The organism is Comamonas sp. AG1104, assembly GCF_003350425.1.
Taxonomy (GTDB): domain Bacteria; phylum Pseudomonadota; class Gammaproteobacteria; order Burkholderiales; family Burkholderiaceae_C; genus Comamonas; species Comamonas testosteroni.
Window position 1 is genome coordinate 38052 of record NZ_QQAS01000002.1, and the last position, 19069, is coordinate 57120.

A 19069-nucleotide genomic window follows, 5' to 3' on the forward strand; every position below is an offset into this window, starting at 1 on the left:
TGCCTGGCGCATATGTCTGACGCACATCCCTGGCATGTGCCCTTGCGGGCAGGACGCGGTGCGCCCTGCCACTCGTGCTCCTTCGTCACTTTCACCTCTGCAACCGGACCAAACCGCGGACCTAACCATCATGAGCCAACTTTCAGAAATCATCCGTGACTTCGAGCGCGTCAGCGCCGAGGTCGTCCAGAAGGCCTTGAGCTTTCAGGCCGCCATCCTGGCCGACGTGGCAGGCCGCCGCGGCACCATGAACGCACGCGTGGCACCCGTGCACCAGGACATGAAGCTCGCCGGCCCGGCCTTCACCGTCGAGGTGCGCCCCGGAGACAACCTGATGATCCACGCCGCCATCGCCCTCGCGAAGCCCGGCGATATCCTGGTCATCGACGGCAAGGGAGACCAGACTGCGGCCCTGATGGGTACGCTGATGCTCAGCGCCTGCAAGAAGAAAGGCCTTGGCGGCGTGATCGTGGATGGCGCGATCCGCGACAAGCTGGAGCTGCTGGAGCTGGGCTTTGCGGTGTTCAGCGCCGGCTTCAATCCCGCAGGACCGACCAAGTTCGTGCCCGGCCGCATCAATCACCCCATCTCCTGCGGTGGTGCGATGGTGAACCCGGGCGACCTGGTGGTGGGCGACGCCGACGGCGTGGTCGTGATCGAGCGCGCCAAGGCGCCCGCCATGCTGGCGCTGGCCGACAGGAAAGTGGCCGACGAGGCCGCGCGCATCGAGGCCATCGCCCGTGGCGACACGGCCTCGAAGTGGCTGCCCGCCGCACTGCGCGCGGCCGGCGTGCTCAAGGAAGGAGAGACGCTGTGAGCACCATCATCGTCACGGGCGCTGACCTGGCGCAGCAGGCCCTGGATCTGCTGCAAGGCTACGACATCGTCTACGCGGGCAAGACGCCCACCGAGCAAGATCTGGTGGCCCTGTGCCTCCGGCATGATCCCGTCGCCATCATCGTGCGCTACGGCAAGGTGGGGGCTGCGGTCATGGACGCCGGACCTTCGCTCAAGGTGATCTCCAAGCACGGCAGCGGCACGGACACCATAGACAAGGCCGCGGCCGCGCAGCGCGGCATCGAGGTCGTGGCGGCGGTCGGGGCCAACGCGGCGGCCGTGGCCGAGCAGGCTCTGGCCCTGCTGCTGGCCTGCGCCAAGTCGGTGGTGCAGCTGGACTCGCGCATGCACTCCGGCCATTGGGACAAGCCCACGCACAAAAGCCTGGAGCTGGCCGGGCGCACAGTGGGTCTGGTCGGCCTGGGGGCCATAGGCCTGCGCTTTGCGAAGATGGCCGATGCACTGGGCATGCGCGTGATCGGCTTCGATCCCTTTGCGGGCCAGCTGCCCAGCTACGTGCAGGCCGTGGACCTGGATACGCTGTGGCGCGAAAGCGATGCGATCTCGCTGCACTGCCCGCTGACCGACGACAACCGCAACCTGCTCAACGCCGCAACCCTGGCGTGCTGCAGGCGCGGCGTGATTGTGGTCAACACCGCGCGCGGCGGTCTCATCGACGAGGCCGCGCTGCTGGCCGCCGTGCAGCAAGGCCAGGTCAGCGCCGCAGGCCTGGACAGCTTCGCCGTCGAGCCCATGGCGGCCGGCCACCCGTTCCTGCACCAGCCGGGTTTCATCCTCAGCCCGCACATCGGCGGCGTGACCTCGGATGCCTATGTGAACATGGGCGTGGGAGCGGCGCGCAACGTGCTGGCGGTGCTGGAGCGCGCCAGCGTCTCCTGAGCCGGCACCTGTCACGCAAGGGCGGGCCCGCCGGTGAAAACCGTGCCCGGCTGCATGGCGCAGGAGCGCAGGCAGCCGGGCCTCCTTGCGATCGAGATCTTTGGCGCGTTGAGGGGGCGACGGCCGACTCAGGCTGCGGCCTGCTTGGCGGCGCCGCGATAGCGCTCCAGCCAGTGGGCATAGGGAGCGGGCAGGGTCCAGTCGGGACGGGCAACGCCCAGGCTTTGCGCCAGCTGGTAGGCGTAGTGCGGATTGGCCAGATGGGCGCGGCCGATCATCACCAGATCGACCTGGCCGTCGGCCACGATGCGCTCGGCAATCTGTGGATCATCCATGCCCCAGCTCGATGCCACGGGCAGGCCGGCGCTGCGGCTCACGCGCTGGGCAATGGGAGCGAGGAAGGCGGGCGTGCCCCAGGGGATCTTCACATCGGGAATCACGAAGTTGACGCTGACATTGAGCAGGTCCAGGCCGCGCTCGCGCATCTGGCGCGTGACGGCGATGGATTCCTCCAGGGTTTCCTCGTCGCGGCCGTCGTACTCGATGACGCCGAAACGCGCTGTCAGCGGCAGATGCTCGGGCCAGACCTCGCGCACCTTGGCCACGGTCTCCAGCAGAAAGCGGGCGCGGTTGCTGAAGCTGCCGCCATAGGCATCGTCGCGCTGGTTGCTGTGGGGCGAGAAAAAGCTCTGTGCCAGATAGCCGTGGGCAAAGTGCAGCTCCAGCCATTCAAAGCCGGCAGCAAGCGCGCGGCGGGCCGCCGCGACAAAGTCGGCCTGCACGCGGGCGATGTCCGCAAGCGTCATGGCGCGGGGCACGCGCGGCAGACCGCCGCCAAAGGCGATGGCCGATGGCGCAATCGGCTGCCAGCCGCGGGCATCGCCTTCGGCAATATGGTCGTCGCCTTCCCAGGGGTTGTTGGCGCTGGCCTTGCGTCCGGCATGGCCGATCTGGATGCCGGGCACGGCGCCTGCAGCCTTGATGCCGGAGGCAATGCGCGACATGCCGTCGATCTGGGCGTCGTTCCACAGGCCTGTGCAGTCGGGCGAGATGCGGCCCTCGGGCGACACGCCCGTGGCTTCGACGATCACCAGCCCCGCGCCGCCGCGCGCCATGGAGGCGTAGTGGACCTGGTGCCAGTCATTGGTGAGACCGTCCACGGCGCTGTACTGGCACATCGGCGGAATGGCGATGCGGTTGCGCAGGGTCAGGCTTTTGAGAGTGAAAGGGGTAAAGAGTGCAGACATGCGGAGTATCGGTGGTGCGAATGGAAGAAGTCGGCAGTCCTGCGGCAGGGCAGGATGCAAATAGTTTGATAGCGCCTATCGCTTTTCATTGCTCGTCTTCAGTATGAAAGTCATCTGAAATTCAATGAATGAAAGTGCTGGCAGCTATCAAAAAATCAAGGGCAGCGAGGCTCGGAAAGCGGTGAATACAGGCCCTGGGCAATGAGCTCGCTGGAGACGAAGTGTTCGGTGGTGCCCGGCATGTAGTCGGCGGGCCATTGAATGCTGTGCATGCAGGGCTTCTGTCGAAGGGAATGGGGAAATGATGGGGTCTGTGTTGAAATAAATCCAATCGATATTTCTGATTTGTGAAATCATGCCGACTGATATCAAGAGCCTGGATCTGAATCTGCTCAAGGCCCTGGATGCGCTGCTGGACGAGCGCAGCGTGACGCGCGCTGCCGAGCGTCTGGCGCTGACCCAGCCCGCGGTCAGCGGCATGCTTACGCGGCTGCGCGAGAGCTTCGACGATCCCCTGTTCGTGCGCACGCAGCGCGGCATCGCTCCCACGTTGCGCGCGCTCGCACTGGCAGGGCCGCTCAAGGAATTGCTGTGCAATGCCGAAGCGCTGCTGCGTCCCCAGGCCTTTGATCCGGCCACGGCGCATATGACGCTGCGCATTGCCGCCACGGATTACGCGCTGCAGGCGGTGGTGTTGCCGTTTCTGGCCGTGTTGCGCCAGCGCGCGCCCGGTCTGTGTGTGGCTGTGGTGCCTGCCCAGCATCTGCCGCTGCACGAGCGGCTGGAGCGCGGCGATATCGATCTGGCGCTGGTCACGCCGGAGCGCACGGCTCCCGATCTGCATGCGCGCCGGCTGTTCGACGAACGCTATGTCTGCGTGATGCGCCAGGGCCATCCCGATGCGCGCCGGCGTGGCCTGTCACTGGAGCGCTTCTGCGCGCTGGATCATGCGCTGGTGTCCTATGACGGAGGCAGTTTCCATGGTGTGACGGACGAGGCGCTGGAGCGCCTGGGGCTGCGCCGGCGCGTGGCGCTGTCCGTGACCAGCTTTCTGGTGCTGCCCGAAATCCTGCGCAGCTGCGATCTGATTGCCGTCGTGCCGCGGCGGCTGGTCAAGCCCGACTCGGGACTGGTGGTACTGGAGCCGCCGCTGGAGATTCCGGGCTTCACCAAGACGGCTGCCTGGCATGCGCGCACCCATCGCTCTCCCGGACACCAGTGGGCGCGTGAGCTGCTGTTCGAGCTGGCGCAGGCCGGCGGGCTGGACGTGGAATGAACAAGGCCCGCAAGAAACCGTGGCGGTCTCAGCGGGCCGAGGTGAGGGCAGATTCCTGCCAGGGCCCGGCATGACGCCGGGCCATTCAGATCATCAGTGGCCGGATGCGCCTGCAGCACCCAGACCGGTTTCCGAACGCACTTGCTGCGCAGGGAACACGGAGCGCTCCTTGGCAGCCTGGGCGCTCTTGTCGAGCACGGAGAACAGCCACACGCCAAAGAAGCCGATCGCCATGGAGAACAGTGCAGGCGAGGCGTATGGGAACCATGCCGAGCCGGCCGGGTTGCCCAAGGTGCCTTCCCATACCGAGGGCGACACAATGGTCAGGCCCACGGAGGAGACCAGGCCCATGAAGCCGCCGATGACGGCGCCCTTGGTGGTGCAGTCTTTCCACAGCACGGACAGCAGCAGCGGCGGGAAGTTGGCCGAAGCCGCCACGGCAAAGGCCAGCGAAACCATGAAGGCGATGTTCTGCTTCTCGAACACAATGCCCAGCAGCACGGCGACAAAGCCCAGGCACAGCGTGGTGATGCGCGAAACCCGCAGTTCGGAGGCGCTGTCGGCCTTGCCCTTCTTGATCACGGTGGCGTACAGATCGTGCGAGACGGCCGATGCGCCGGACAGGGTCAGACCTGCGACCACAGCCAGAATCGTGGCAAAGGCTACGGCCGAGATGAAGCCGTAGAACACATCGCCGCCCACGCTCTTGGCCACCAGAACGGCTGCCATATTGGCCGTGCCCGCGCCGCCGTGGATCACGCCCTTGGCCGTGTCCGCCATTTCGGGGTTGGTGAGCACCAGGGTGATGGCGCCGAAGCCGATGATGAAGATCAGCACATAGAAGTAGCCGATCCAGGTCGTGGCCCAGAACACGCTCTTGCGCGCTTCCTTGGCATCAGGCACGGTGAAGAAGCGCATCAGGATGTGGGGCAGGCCCAGGGTGCCGAACATCAGCGCCATGCCGAAGCTGATGGCGGAGATCGGGTCCTTGATGAAGCCGCCCGGTCCCATGATGGCCAGGCCGAGCTTTTCCGCCACGGAAGGCTCTGCGCCGCCGTTCGCGGCGATCTGGGTGCGTACCTTCACGCCTTCGGCAAACAGTGCCTCGGGGCTGAAGCCGTATTTGGACAACACCATGAAGCCCATGAAGGTCACGCCAGCCAGCAGCAGGCAGGCCTTGATGATCTGCACCCAGGTGGTGGCCGTCATGCCGCCGAACAGCACATAGATCATCATCAGCGCGCCCACCAGCACCACCGCGATCCAGTAGTCCAGACCGAACAGCAGCTTGATGAGCTGGCCGGCGCCGACCATCTGGGCAATCAGGTAGAAGGCCACCACCACCAGCGTGCCGCAGGAGGCAAAAATCCGGAAGGGCTTTTGCTCGAAACGGTAGCCGGCCACATCGGCAAAGGTGAAGCGGCCCAGATTGCGCAGGCGTTCCGCCAGCAGAAAAGTCAGAATCGGCCAGCCGACCAGAAAGCCGATGGAGTAGATCAGGCCGTCATAGCCGCTGGCCATGACGGAGGCAGAGATACCGAGGAAGGAAGCGGCGGACATATAGTCGCCCGCAATCGCCAGACCGTTCTGAAAGCCGGTGATGCCGCCGCCTGCGGTGTAGAAGTCGGAGGCCGACTTGGTGCGGCCCGCAGCCCATTTGGTGATCCACAGGGTTGCCACCACAAAGGCGGTGAACATGATGATGGCCGTCCAGTTGGTGGCCTGCTTGGCGGCGTTGCCGACGTCGCCGCCGGCGGCCAGCACAGGAGCTGTTGCGGCCAGCGCCACAGCGCCCGCCAGCCATTGGGAAGAGATGCGCTGCTTCATTGCTTGATGCCTTTGAGGATGTCGCGGGTGAGCTGATCAAACTCGTTGTTGGCGCGGCGCACATAGAGGCCGGTAATGATCACGGAAAAAATGATGACGCCCATGCCGATGGGAATGCCCAGCGTGGTCACTCCGGCGCCGATGGGCCGGGCCAGGAATTCCTTGTCGAATGCGATCAGCGCGACATAGCCGTAGTACACGATCAGCATCAGAACGGTCAGCGCCAGGCCCAGGCGGTTGCGCTTGCGGCGCAGTTGCTGGTAGGCGGGGTTGCTTTGGATTGTCTCTATCACCGGGTCTCGCACAGCGTTGTCTCCTTTGAAGTTTTCCAGCCTGCCATCCGGTGCACGGTGGCTTGCTTGCGATGCATTCTGAGAAGCCCGTCTGACCGCCTCCTTACTTACGATATCGGTGTTTGCCCCCAGTTTTTCACATCAAAAAAAAACGAATCCGGGTAAGTGCGGAGAGGGTCGGGTAATGCCCAGTCTTGAAATTTTGAGAAGCTTTTTTTTGTAAGTTAGCGGTCAGTTGTCGCTTTGATATTGGGCAAACAGGTGAGTTGGCAGCGCCTGAAATTCCAAAACCTAGGAGACAAACATGGCCATCAATGCGACAGCACATATGGGAGGTAAATCGGCCCCAAGGCCGATGAGCCCGGAAGAGCGCAAAGTCATCTTTGCGTCTTCACTCGGAACCGTTTTCGAGTGGTATGACTTCTATCTGTACGGATCTCTGGCAGCCATCATCGCCAAGCAGTTCTTCAGCGGTCTGGATGCAGGATCGGCCTTCATCTTCGCGTTGCTGGCCTTTGCGGCAGGCTTCATCGTGCGCCCCTTCGGCGCGCTGGTGTTCGGCCGTCTGGGCGACATGATCGGGCGCAAGTACACCTTCCTGGTGACGATCCTGATCATGGGCCTGTCCACCTTCATCGTCGGCATCTTGCCCAACTACGCCAGCATCGGCGTGGCCGCCCCCGTCATCCTGATCGCGCTGCGCATGCTGCAAGGTCTGGCCCTGGGCGGTGAGTACGGCGGCGCTGCCACCTATGTCGCAGAGCATGCGCCGCATGGCAAGCGCGGTGCCTACACCTCGTGGATCCAGACCACGGCAACGCTGGGTCTGTTCCTGTCGCTGCTGGTGATTCTGGGCGTGCGTACCACGATGGGCGAAGAGAAGTTCGCCGACTGGGGCTGGCGCATTCCATTCCTGGTCTCCATTTTGCTGCTGGCCATCTCTGTCTGGATTCGCATGACGCTGTCCGAGTCTCCTGCCTTCCAGAAGATGAAGGCAGAGGGCAAGGTGTCCAAGGCGCCTCTGACTGAGTCGTTCGGTCAGTGGAAGAACCTCAAGATCGTGATTCTGGCGCTGGTCGGCCTGACCGCCGGCCAGGCTGTGGTCTGGTATACCGGCCAGTTCTATGCGCTGTTCTTTCTGACGCAGCAGCTCAAGGTCGATGCCGTGACGGCCAATCTGATGATCGCCGCCGCACTGCTGATCGGCACGCCTTTCTTTGTGATCTTCGGCACGCTGTCCGACAAGATCGGCCGCAAGCCCATCATCATGCTGGGCTGCATTTTGGCCGTATTGACCTACTTCCCTGCCTTCAAGGCGCTGACCGAAGCTGCCAACCCGGATCTGGCTGCGGCTCAGGCCAAGAACAAGGTGGTCATCGTGGCCGATCCTGCGGAGTGCTCCTTCCAGTTCAACCCCACAGGTACGACCAAGTTCACCAGCTCCTGCGACGTGGCCAAGCAGGTGCTGGCTGCGGGTTCCGTGAGCTATGAAACCGAAAATGCGGCTGCAGGCACGCAGGCCATGATCCGTATCGGGGCGACCGAGATCCCCTCGTTCTCGCTCAAGGGTCTGAGCCCTGAAGACGCCAAGGCCAAGGACGGTGCGTTCAAGAAGACTGTGGCGGCAGAACTGGCCAAGGATGGCTATCCCACCAAGGCTGACCCCGCCAAGATGAACAAGGTCATGATGGTCGTGATCCTGACCTATCTGGTGCTGCTGGTGACCATGGTCTACGGCCCCATCGCGGCCATGCTGGTGGAGCTGTTCCCGACACGCATCCGCTACACCTCGATGAGCTTGCCCTATCACATCGGCAACGGCTGGTTTGGCGGTCTGCTGCCCACCATGTCCTTCGCCATCGTGGCGCAGACCGGCAATATGTACAACGGTCTCTGGTACCCCATCATCATCGCTGGTGTGACGGCCGTGATCGGCACGCTGTTCGTGCCCGAAACCAAGGATCGCGACATCTACGCCGAAGACTGATGGCAGGCGCTGATGCTGCAATTTATGCAGCATCGAATCAAAGATCTGCAAGGCTTGTGCTTTGCAGATCTTTTTTATTTGTCTCAGCACTAGTGGGTTACAGCAGTGTGGCAACAAAGCATCATTGCGTTACTTTTTTGCGATGGAAATCATGCTTTTGAGAGGGGCCAACCTAGAATCACACCTAGCCGCGAGAGGGCCAACAACCTACAAGCCAATGCGGTGCAAAAAACACTATCCCAGGACATAGGAGCACTGAATGACCAAGATGACTCGCATCGCACTGGCCGCACTGGCTGTGATGGGCGCAACCACCGCAATGGCACAGAGCAGCGTGACGCTGTACGGCCGTATCAATACCACCGTCGAACGCCAGAAAGATGGCGATGTATCTAAGACTGGTATGTTCAACAATGCATCGCGTTTTGGCATTCGTGGCACAGAAGATCTGGGTGGCGGTTTGAAGGCTGGTTTCGTGCTGGAGTCGGGTTTTAACTCTGATGACGGTTCAGGCTCTGGCTGGACCCACCCCACTACAGGTATGTCGTTTGCTCGTCAAAGCGAAGTGAATCTGTCGGGTAACTTCGGCATGATCCGCTTGGGTAACTTTGTTCCTGAGTCGTACTACGCAACAGCTGACTATGTCAGCTTGCATAACCACGATACAGGCTCTTCTTCTGATGCTCTCTACGATGATCCCGTCTGGTTTGGTGGCGTCAAAGGCGGTGGTCTGAGCACACGCAACAAGGTTGGCTATCGCACTCCAGTAATGGGTGGTTTTACGGTTGATGCCTCGGTTTCTCTGGCCGAGAAGGATGCGGCCCTGTTCCAGAAGAACAAGAATGGCTATGACCTGGCTGCAAATTACAACACTGGTCCTCTGCATCTGGGTGCCGGCTACAGCAAGGTTGGTGATAACTGGCAAGCTGCACTGAGTGGCCTGTACACGCTGGGTCAATTCACTTTTGGTGGTTACTATCAGCGCAGCCACGTTGGATTTGCACTGCCAGGTAAGACTGCTGCAGGTAACCGCAATAACTTCCGTCTCTCTGCCATGTACGCTTTGGGCGCTTCTGAGTTTCACGCAAACGTTGGACGTGCCAACAAGTGGAGCAATGTGGACGATTCGGCCGCGACTCAGTGGACTCTGGGCTACAACTACAACCTGAGCAAGCGCACCAAGGTGTATGGCTACTACACTCGTGTGAACAACGGCAAGGGCGCAGCTTACAGCGTGAGCAATGCTGGCGATAACTTCAGCTCCTTCGCTCTGGGCGTGCGTCACAACTTCTAATTTGTGCACCGCGCAAGCGGTGTCTCCAGCAGCTGCAGCTGATAATGCAGACCATTACTCCAAGTTCATACCCCATGCCGCAAGGCATGGGGTTTTTTCTTATGTGCAGCCTGTCTGGCAGTAAGCCACGCGCAAACTCGCTCAGGCTCAATGGTCGTGCTGACTGGCGTGGCACGAGCGGCTGCACCAGCTGCTTATTCATAACACTCTGGAGACTGATATGTGGAAGCTGGCGATTGGTTTTGTGGTGTTTGCTGCCGTGGCGCTGTTTGTCATCATGAAGGCGGGTGACAAGGTGGATATGAGTGGAGAAAAGCATGGTGCGGATGCGATTCATGCACCGGCAGAATCCAAATGAAGGCAGCAGCACTCGATCAAAGCCCCGCCAGCCGGGGCTTTTTTGTGGCGGCCCTGGCTGCACGCTGAAACGGTAATGCACATGCGCACCCAAGGCTCATGCCAGGACTGCCTAGAATGTTTGGCCTCCATAGAAAAGACCGCAGAACATGACGCAGGGCCTGATCCGTATCCGTGGTGCTCGCCAGCACAATCTTCGCAATCTGGACATCGATATCCGTACCGGTGAGCTGACCGTAGTCACCGGCCCCAGCGGCTCGGGCAAGTCCAGTCTGGTGTTCGACACGCTGTACGCCGAAGGTCAGCGCCGCTATGTCGAGACCTTCTCCGCCTATGCGCGCCAGTTTCTCGATCGCATGGACAAGCCGGCCGTGGACAAGGTCGAGGGTGTGCCACCAGCGATTGCCATCGATCAGACCAACCCGGTGCGCAACTCGCGCTCCACCGTGGGCACGATGACGGAGATCAACGATCACCTCAAGCTGCTGTTTGCGCGCGCGGCCCAGTTGTTCGACAGCAGGATGGCCCTGCCGGTGCGCCACGACACGGCGGACAGCATTTACGCTGAACTGGCCCAGCGCTGCGAGGCGGCGGGCGACCCGCGCATTGCCATCACCTTCCCGGTGGAGCTGCCGGCCAATACCTCGGCCGAAGAGGTGGAGCAATGGCTGTCTGCCAGCGGTTTCACCAAGGTGCAGGCCGAGCGCGAAGTGGAGCGCGCTCACCCAGCAGCTGACGAGGCCGCCAAGGGCAAGAAAAAAACCAAGCCAGCCCCCGAGAAGATCAAGGTGCTGGATGTGATTGCCGACCGCTTTCGCCTCGGCAAGGCCGAGCGCGCCCGCGCCATGGAGGCGATCGAGGTGGGCCTCAAGCGCGGCAGCGGCAGGCTCACGGTCTATGTGCTGCCCGAGAGTGCGGCCGAGGCGACTGAGCCCGAGCTGTGGAAGTTCTCGCTGGGTCTGCATTGCCCCGAAAGCAATCTGACCTATCAGGAGCCGATTCCCTCGCTGTTTTCGTTCAACTCCGCGGTGGGCGCCTGCGATGCCTGCCGTGGTTTCGGCCGCGTCATCGGGGTCGACTGGGGTCTGGTGATTCCCAATGAAAAGCTCACCTTGCGCACCGGTGTCATCAAGCCGATTCAGACGCCGGCCTGGAAGGAGATTCAGGACGACCTGATGCGCCATTCCGAGGCCGAAGGCATTCCGCGCGATACGGCCTGGTCCAAGCTGACCCGGGAGCAGAAGGACTGGGTGATCGAAGGCTCGCCCAACTGGAACGGCAAGTGGAGCCAGACCTGGTATGGCATTCGCCGCTTTTTCGAGTACCTCGAAAGCAAGGCCTACAAGATGCATATCCGGGTGCTGCTGTCCAAGTACCGCAGCTACACCGAATGCCCGACATGCGGAGGCGCCCGCCTCAAGACCGAAAGCCTGCTCTGGCGTATTGGCGGCAAGCAGGCAGCGGATGCCGTGCTGCCGCCCGGCGATGAAGGCGGGCGATACCAGCGCTTCATGCCGCAGGCGGTGGGCTGGAGCCGTGAGCAGCTCGACAGCCTGCCGGGCCTGTGTCTGCATGATCTGATGCGTCTGCCGATCACGCGCCTGCGCGACTTCTTTGCGCAGCTGGCGCCAGACAACGATGCCGTCAAAAATGATGGCGAAGCCCAGGCATTGAAGATGCTGCATGCAGAAGTCATGACGCGGCTGCAGTATCTGTGCGATGTGGGCATAGGCTACCTCACGCTGGACCGCCAGAGCCGCACGCTGAGCGGCGGCGAGGTGCAGCGAATCAACCTGACCACCGCGTTGGGCACTTCGCTGGTCAACACCTTGTTTGTGCTTGACGAGCCTTCGATAGGTCTGCACCCGCGCGATATGGAGCGCATCACCGAGGCCATGCAGCGCCTGCGCGATGCGGGCAATACGCTGGTGGTGGTGGAGCATGACCCGGCCGTGATGTTTGCCGCCGACCGCATGATCGACATGGGCCCTGGCCCTGGTGCACGCGGCGGCCAGATCGTGTTCGACGGCACACCCGAGGATCTGCGCCAAGCCGATACCCTGACCGGCGCCTATCTGGGCGGCCGCAAGCAGGTGGGTTTCGGGCTCAAGCGCATGGTGACTGAGAGCACGCCGCGCCTGGTTCTCGAAGGCGCGCGCGAGCACAATCTGCGTGATATCAGCGTGGACTTTCCGCTGCAGCGCCTGGTCACCATCACCGGTGTTTCGGGCTCGGGCAAATCCACGCTGATCCAGGATGTGCTGGTGCCTGCGCTGATGCGTCACTTCGGCAAGCCCACCGATGCGGCGGGCGCGTTCGAGCGCCTGCTGGGCGCGGACCATCTGGCCGATGTGATGTTCGTGGATCAGTCGCCGATCGGCAAGACGGCGCGCTCCAACCCGGTCAGCTATGTGGGCGCCTGGGATGCGATCCGCGAGCTGTTCGCCGTGGCTCCACTGTCGCGCCAGCGCGGCTACACCGCTGCCAAGTTCAGCTTCAACAGCGGCGACGGCCGCTGCCCGACCTGCGGCGGCTCGGGCTTCGAGCATGTGGAGATGCAGTTCCTCTCGGACGTCTATCTGCGCTGCCCGGACTGCAACGGCACGCGTTATCGCCCCGAGATTCTGGAAGTGAAAATCGAGCGCAACGGCCAGCCGCTGAATGTGGCCGATGTGCTGGAGCTCACGGTGGCTGAAGCCGCGCTGCTGTTTGCGCAGGACCGCGATGTGATCCGCGCGCTGCAGCCCATCGTCGATGTGGGCCTGGAATATGTGAAGCTCGGCCAGCCGGTGCCCACGCTGTCGGGCGGTGAAGCGCAGCGCTTGAAACTGGCAGGCTTCCTGGCCGAGGCGGCCAAGGCGCAGTCCAAATCCAGGCAGTCGCTGGCCAGGAAAGGCACGCTTTTCCTGTTCGACGAGCCCACGACTGGCCTGCATTTCGAGGATATTGCCAAGCTCATGCGCGCATTGCGCAAGCTGCTGGAGGCTGGCCATTCGCTGATCGTCATCGAGCACAACCTGGACGTGATTCGCGCCAGCGACTGGCTGATCGATCTGGGCCCTGAAGGCGGTGATGGCGGTGGTCTGATCGTCGCCGAGGGCACGCCCGAGGAGGTGCGCCATGTGAAGGAATCGCACACGGCCCAGGCCCTGCGCGAATACGACCTGGCCATGGGTGTGGGCGGCGAGGCGGTGCGCGAAGTCGCTCCCATGCTCTACAAGCCCCAGCGCAAGGCACAGGCCGAAAAGGCGCCGCAGGCCAAGAACGCGATCGAGATCGTCAATGCCAAGGAGCACAACCTCAAGTCCCTGAGCGTGGATGTGCCGCGCGGCAAGTTCAATGTGGTGACCGGGGTGTCTGGCTCGGGCAAGTCCACGCTGGCTTTCGACATTCTGTTCAACGAAGGCCAGCGCCGCTATCTCGAATCGCTCAATGCCTATGCGCGCTCCATCGTGCAGCCTGCGGGCCGTCCCGAGGTCGATGCGGTCTATGGCATACCGCCCACGGTGGCCATCGAGCAGCGCCTGTCGCGTGGCGGTCGCAAGTCCACGGTGGGAACGACCACCGAGGTCTGGCATTTTCTGCGCCTGCTCTATGTGAAGCTGGGCGTGCAGCACTGCATCCATGACGATGCCATCGTGCAGCCGCAGACCGAGGAAAGCATTGCCGCGCAGCTGATGACGAATTTCCGTGGCCAGACCATAGGCCTCTTGAGTCCGCTGGTCGTCAACCGCAAGGGCGTCTATACCGAGCTGGCCGACTGGGCCAGACCCAAGGGCTACACGCATCTGCGCGTGGACGGCGAGTTTCTGCCGACCACGGGCTTTCCGCGTATTGACCGCTTCAAGGAACACACCATCGAGCTGCCCGTGGCCAGCGTGACGGTGACCGCGGCCAACGAGAAGGAGCTGCGCGGCCATCTGCGCCAGGCGCTGGAAATCGGCAAGGGCGTGCTGCATGTGCTGTCCGGCATCGAGAATCTGGCTGATGCCATGCAGGGCGGCCAGAGCACGGCAGGCATCGGCGCGCTGCAGGTGTTCTCCACCCAGCGTGCTTGCCCGGTCTGCGCCACCAGCTATGCCGAGCTGGACCCGCGTCTGTTCTCCTACAACAGCAAGCATGGCTGGTGCCCTGATTGCGTGGGCACGGGCGTGAAGCTGACCAAGGACCAGCGCAAGGTCTATGACGACACCTTGCTGGCCGACGACAACCGTGGCCGGGAGGTGAAGTTCGAGGGCCAGGAGGTGGAAGATCTGGCCGAGGTGGAATGCCCCAAGTGCCGCGGCACACGTCTGAACCCTGTGGCGCGAGCCGTGAAGTTTCACGACGAGGCGATCACCGATATTGCCCAGCTGTCAGTCAGCGATGTGCGCCAATGGATACAGGGCCTGGAGCTTACGGGCCGCGAAGCCGATATTGCACGCGATCTGGTTCCCGAGATCCAGAGCCGTCTCGAATTCCTGGAAGAAGTCGGTCTCAACTATCTGACGCTGGACCGCGGAGCACCCACGCTGAGCGGGGGCGAGGCCCAGCGCATCCGTCTGGCTGCGCAGCTGGGCAGCAATCTGCAAGGCGTCTGCTATGTGCTGGACGAACCCACCATCGGCCTGCATGCGCGCGACAACCAGATCCTGCTCAATGCCTTGCACAAGCTAGGCGACAAGGGCAACACGCTGGTGGTGGTGGAGCACGACGAAGACACGATTCGCCGCGCCGACCACGTGATCGACATCGGCCCCAGCGCCGGCATTCGCGGCGGCCGTCTGGTGGCCGAGGGCACGGTGGATGACATCATGGCGGCCAAGGACTCGGTCACCGGACGCTATCTGCTGCACGCCATGCGCCACCCTTTCAAGCCGCGTCTGTGGGTGGGCGAGGGCGAGCCACCGGTGCAGCCAGATGCTATTAATACAGAAGCTTCTGGCGCCGGTGATAAGGCGGTTTCAGGTACGAAACCATCCAAAGCCAAGAAAAAGAAAGCGGTAGCTGCTACTGAAAATGTGGTGCAGCAGGACAGCGACGCACTGCACTGGCTGACGGTGCTGGGCGCGAATCTGCACAATCTGCAGAGCGTGGAGGCCCGGGTTCCGCTTAAGCGGCTGGTAGCCGTCACCGGAGTTTCCGGCTCGGGCAAGTCCACGCTGGCGCGCGATGTGCTGCTGAGCAATGTGGCGGCCTGGGTGCAGCAGCGCTCGACCAAGGCCGGCCGCGATGCCATGGATGACGGCAAGTCGCCGGCGCTCGTGGGCTGCAAGGGGCTCAAGGGCTTCGAGACCATCGATCGCGTGCTCGAGGTCGATCAGACACCGATCGGCAAGACGCCGCGCTCCTGCCCTGCGACCTATATCGGCTTCTGGGACACGATTCGCAAGCTGTTTGCCGAGACCCTGGAAGCCAAGGCCCGGGGTTATGCGGCCGGCCGCTTCTCGTTCAACACCGGCGAAGGCCGTTGCCCGGCCTGCGAAGGCCAGGGCGTGCGCACCATCGAGATGAGCTTTCTGCCCGATGTGAAAGTGCCTTGTGAGGTCTGCCACGGTGCGCGCTTCAACCCCGAAACCCTGGCCGTGAGCTGGCGGGGCAAGAGCATTGGCGATGTGCTGAAGATGGAGGTCGACGAGGCCGTGGAGTTCTTCGCCTCCATGCCCTCGATTGCCCATCCGCTGCAGTTGCTGAAAGACGTGGGCCTGGGCTATCTCACCCTGGGCCAGCCATCGCCCACGCTGTCGGGCGGCGAGGCCCAGCGCATCAAGCTGGTGACCGAGCTGACCAAGGTGCGCGATGATATCGGCCGCCGCGGGCAGAAGGCTCCGCACACGCTGTACGTGCTGGACGAGCCCACCGTGGGCCTGCACATGGCCGATGTGGACAAGCTCATCCATGTGCTGCACCGCCTTGTCGACGGCGGCCACAGCGTGGTGGTCATCGAGCATGACCTCGACGTGATTGCCGAGGCGGACTGGATCATCGATCTGGGCCCCGAAGGCGGCAAGGACGGCGGGCGCATCGTGGCCACGGGAACTCCCGAGGAGCTGGTGAAGATCGGCACCCATACCGGCAAGGCGCTGGCGCCGGTGCTGGCGCGGTAAGAGGCGGCGCGCACCATGTCCTTCTCGCGTAGCAACTTTCCTGCACCGGCTGAGCTGGCGGCCTCGCGTGTCGCGTGGATGGCGCAGATCGCGCGCCCACCGCTGCCGCCGGCGGTGCAGACCTGGATGACCTGGGCGCGTGGCTGCAGGGATGCGCTGCCGTGGTTGCAGCTTCCTGCATGGCGTGAAGGCGCAGGCAACTGGCTCGCTATGCAGCGTGCCACCGATGCGGAAGGGCTGTGGTCTCAGACTGGTGAGTACCGCTTCGGCCTGGACCTCAAGGCCAGCACGCCCGGTGATCTGCGCTGGATCGATGGTGCGGTGGCGGATGGCTGGAGCCCGCACTGGCTGGTGCTGACCCATGGTCTGGATGGCGACCCGCTGATCGGTGACATGAGCCGGCCCGAAGTGCCTGTGCTGTGGAAGTGGCATGACGAGCCGCACCGCGCGGCCAGGCCATTGTTCGCCTCGCTCGAGGAGTTGATGGCGCATGTGCAGGCCAAGGCAGCCAAAGCGCCACTGGTGCCGCGCGAAACGCACTCTTCCACCATCTTCTACACCGTGCGCCTGCTGGAGCTGGGGCCCGATCCGGCCAGGGTCATGCTGGCGCTCAGGAAAATCTTCACGACGCTGTCTGCGCAGGAGCTGCTGAAACTCAAGACCCGGCTGCCGCTGACGTTGCTCGACGATAGCGTCAGCGTCTTGCAAAAGGACCGCCTGGTGCAGCATTTCGGGGGGCTGGGGGCGCGCGTGGAAGTGAGCGAACGTCGCTTGTAGCGCGCACGCAAGGGCGGCCGATATGGTGCATACAGCGCGTCCTTCCAAAACAGCCCCCACCATCATCGCGCATCACCCGCGCCATTTCAGCATAGGCAGGTGCATGGTGTTCATGGAGCCGCAGCACCGATTATTTGATCGAAAAAAAGGCCCACGTGATGCACCCAGGCCTTGTGGTCCAGCACAGTCCGCTTTACTGGAAGCCCAGCGTATGCGGCAGCCAGGTCGACAGCTCGGGGATAAAGGTCAGCAGGCACAGCACGACGAAGTGGGCCAGCAGGAACAGCGGCATCTCGCGCGTCAGATCGGTGATGGACACGCGCGTGGACACGGCGGTCACGAACAGCAGGCCGCCGACCGGCGGCGTGATCATGCCCAGCGTGAGGTTGACGATCACCACCATGGCGAAGTGCGTGGGATCGATGCCCAGGCTGAAGGCGATGGGCGCGAGAATGGGCACCAGAATCATCACGCCGGGCAGTGGCTCCATGAAGATGCCGAAGACCAGCAGCAGAATGTTCACGGCAATCAGGAACATGACGGGCGAGAGTTCCCAGCTCACGATCAGCTCGGACAGATACTGCGGAATGCCTTCCACCGTGAGCACCCAGGCAAAGGCTGCCGAGGTCGCCATCACCAGCAGCACCGAGGCCGTGAGCATGGCCGAGCGCGCCAGGATGCCGGGCAGGGCCGACCACTTGAGCGTGCGGTAGACCCATTTGCCGCAGACCAGCGCATAGAACACGGCCACGACGGAGGCTTCAGTGGGCGTGAAGATGCCGAAGCGGATACCGACCACGATGAGCACGATGAGCATCAGCGCGGGGATGGCCTTGAAGCTGGTGCTCCACATCTCGCGCGCCGAGGGGCGCGGCTCGGTGCTGCGGTAGTCGCGCTTCTTGCAGACCCACCAGTTGACGGCCGCCATGGCCAGCGCGATCAGAATGCCGGGAATGAAGCCGGCCATGAACAGGCCGCCCACGGACACGTTCTCATCCTGCAGCGCATAGATGATCATGCTGACCGATGGCGGAATGATGGGGCCGACGATGGCTGTGCTAGCCGTCAGCGCGGCTGCATAGGGCCGGCTGTAGCCGGCCTTGTCCATCATCTTGACCATCATGGAGCCGGGTCCGGCCGCATCGGCCAGGGCCGAGCCAGAGATGCCCGAGAACATGGTCAGCGACAGCACATTGGCATAGCCCAGGCCGCCGCGCAGATGGCCGACGAACTGGGCGGCAAAGCGCAGCAGCACGGCCGTGAGCGCACCGCCCGACATCAGCTCTGCGGCCAGGATGAAGAAGGGCACGGCCATCAGCGGAAAGCTGTCGATGCCCGTGAACATTTCCTTGAAGACGATCAGCTGTGGATAACGTCCGCCGACAAAGACCGCCAGGGCTGCCGAGATGGCCAGCGCAAACGCCACCGGAAAGCCCAGCGTGAGCAGGGCGATGATGGCAACAAATAAAGTGATACCCATGATGTTTCAATCGATCAGTGATTCGTGGCGCAACGCATAAAACTGGGCTGACCCAAGCCAGGGACAGCGAGCAAGGGCCTATGCCGGCCGCGCCGCCCCACAGCTAGGCTGTCGTCCCCCTTCCAGGGGGAAGGCGCGCAGCGACTCAGGGGGTGCTTCATATAGACGCTGCAGCATCCGCATCCATTTCATCGGACTCGGCGAAGTTGCCAGCGGTGATGTAGCCGCGTGCGATGAACAGCAGATGGATCAGCATCAGCACAAAGCCCACGGGCATGGCGCCGTAGATATAGGAGATCGGAATGTCCGTGGCCGCCGTGGTCTGAAAGCGCGTGGCGTACACATACTGCGACGAGGTCACGGTCATCACGGCAAAGAAGATCGCCAGAATGAGCACGACAAAGCCGCGCATGGCCTGTGCCTTGCGGGCGCTCACGCTGCGGTGCAGATTGTCGATGGCCACATGGCCGCCAAAGCGCAGCACCAGGCCTGCGCCCAGGAAAGTGACCCAGATCATCATGTGGCGGGCCACTTCTTCGGCCCAGACGATGGAGTCGCCCGTGGTGTAGCGCAGCACCACGTTGGCAAAGACGATGCAGGCCATGGCCAGCAGCAGCAAGATCAGCAGCCAGCGATTGCCGGCCACGAGAATGCGTTCGATACGATCAAGCATAAGAGTGGGGGTGAGCAGAGGCAGCGGCACGGAAC

Annotated in this window: 13 protein-coding genes; 8 read left to right on the top strand and 5 right to left on the bottom strand. The window is 62.9% G+C overall.

The features are described from left to right. Nucleotides 1-130: 130 nt before the first annotated feature. Both DFO48_RS04860 and DFO48_RS04865 read left to right on the top strand, forming a co-directional pair. Nucleotides 131-817, top strand: a complete 687-nt coding sequence (locus DFO48_RS04860; RefSeq protein ID WP_114862739.1) for an RraA family protein — start codon at nt 131-133, stop codon at nt 815-817. Next, the gene (locus DFO48_RS04865) at nt 814-1737 is read left to right on the top strand and encodes an NAD(P)-dependent oxidoreductase (RefSeq protein WP_114862740.1); all 924 of its coding nucleotides are present in this window, start codon (nt 814-816) and stop codon (nt 1735-1737) included. Before DFO48_RS04860 ends, DFO48_RS04865 begins: the two co-directional genes overlap by 4 nt. Nucleotides 1738-1865: 128 nt before the next feature. Here the strand turns inward: DFO48_RS04865 and DFO48_RS04870 are convergent, their stop codons facing one another. After that, a complete protein-coding gene (locus DFO48_RS04870; RefSeq protein ID WP_114862741.1) occupies nt 1866-2984 on the bottom strand; it encodes an NADH:flavin oxidoreductase/NADH oxidase in 1119 nt (372 codons plus the stop codon). Between the two features lie 355 nt (nt 2985-3339). On the opposite strand from DFO48_RS04870, the gene DFO48_RS04875 reads away from it, so the two are divergent. Next, complete coding sequence (locus DFO48_RS04875; protein ID WP_003073087.1) at nt 3340-4260, top strand: LysR family transcriptional regulator; 921 nt, start codon at nt 3340-3342, stop codon at nt 4258-4260. Nucleotides 4261-4353: 93 nt separating this feature from the next. Here DFO48_RS04875 and DFO48_RS04880 read toward each other — a convergent pair whose 3' ends face one another. Continuing rightward, entirely contained in the window at nt 4354-6087 is a 1734-nt protein-coding gene (locus DFO48_RS04880) for a cation acetate symporter (RefSeq protein ID WP_003073085.1), read from the bottom strand. Then, nucleotides 6084-6392 carry a DUF485 domain-containing protein gene (locus DFO48_RS04885; RefSeq protein WP_003061686.1) on the bottom strand — a complete coding sequence of 103 codons (309 nt, stop codon included), beginning with the start codon at nt 6390-6392 and terminating at the stop codon, nt 6084-6086. The genes DFO48_RS04880 and DFO48_RS04885 overlap by 4 nt, the downstream gene beginning before the upstream one ends. A gap of 292 nt (nt 6393-6684) precedes the next feature. On the opposite strand from DFO48_RS04885, the gene DFO48_RS04890 reads away from it, so the two are divergent. From DFO48_RS04890 to DFO48_RS04905, 5 genes are all read left to right on the top strand, one after another. Further along, nucleotides 6685-8367 carry an MFS transporter gene (locus DFO48_RS04890; RefSeq protein ID WP_114862742.1) on the top strand — a complete coding sequence of 561 codons (1683 nt, stop codon included), beginning with the start codon at nt 6685-6687 and terminating at the stop codon, nt 8365-8367. 259 nt (nt 8368-8626) lie between these two features. Then, the gene (locus DFO48_RS04895) at nt 8627-9661 is read left to right on the top strand and encodes a porin (RefSeq protein ID WP_114862743.1); all 1035 of its coding nucleotides are present in this window, start codon (nt 8627-8629) and stop codon (nt 9659-9661) included. Nucleotides 9662-9881: 220 nt separating this feature from the next. Then, nucleotides 9882-10019, top strand: coding sequence for a hypothetical protein (locus DFO48_RS25400; RefSeq protein WP_003059044.1), 138 nt, complete (start codon nt 9882-9884; stop codon nt 10017-10019). Between the two features lie 148 nt (nt 10020-10167). Beyond that, nucleotides 10168-16104, top strand: coding sequence for an excinuclease ABC subunit UvrA (uvrA, locus tag DFO48_RS04900; RefSeq protein ID WP_114862744.1), 5937 nt, complete (start codon nt 10168-10170; stop codon nt 16102-16104). A gap of 15 nt (nt 16105-16119) precedes the next feature. Continuing rightward, entirely contained in the window at nt 16120-16881 is a 762-nt protein-coding gene (locus DFO48_RS04905) for a hypothetical protein (protein ID WP_114862745.1), read from the top strand. Nucleotides 16882-17074: 193 nt separating this feature from the next. On the opposite strand, the gene DFO48_RS04910 is transcribed toward DFO48_RS04905, so the two are convergent. Continuing rightward, on the bottom strand, nt 17075-18361 hold the full coding sequence (locus DFO48_RS04910) for a TRAP transporter large permease (RefSeq protein WP_114862746.1): 1287 nt from the start codon (nt 18359-18361) through the stop codon (nt 17075-17077). A 157-nt stretch (nt 18362-18518) separates the two neighbouring features. Further along, nucleotides 18519-19034, bottom strand: coding sequence for a TRAP transporter small permease (locus DFO48_RS04915; RefSeq protein WP_034348152.1), 516 nt, complete (start codon nt 19032-19034; stop codon nt 18519-18521). Between the last annotated feature and the right edge of the window lie 35 nt (nt 19035-19069).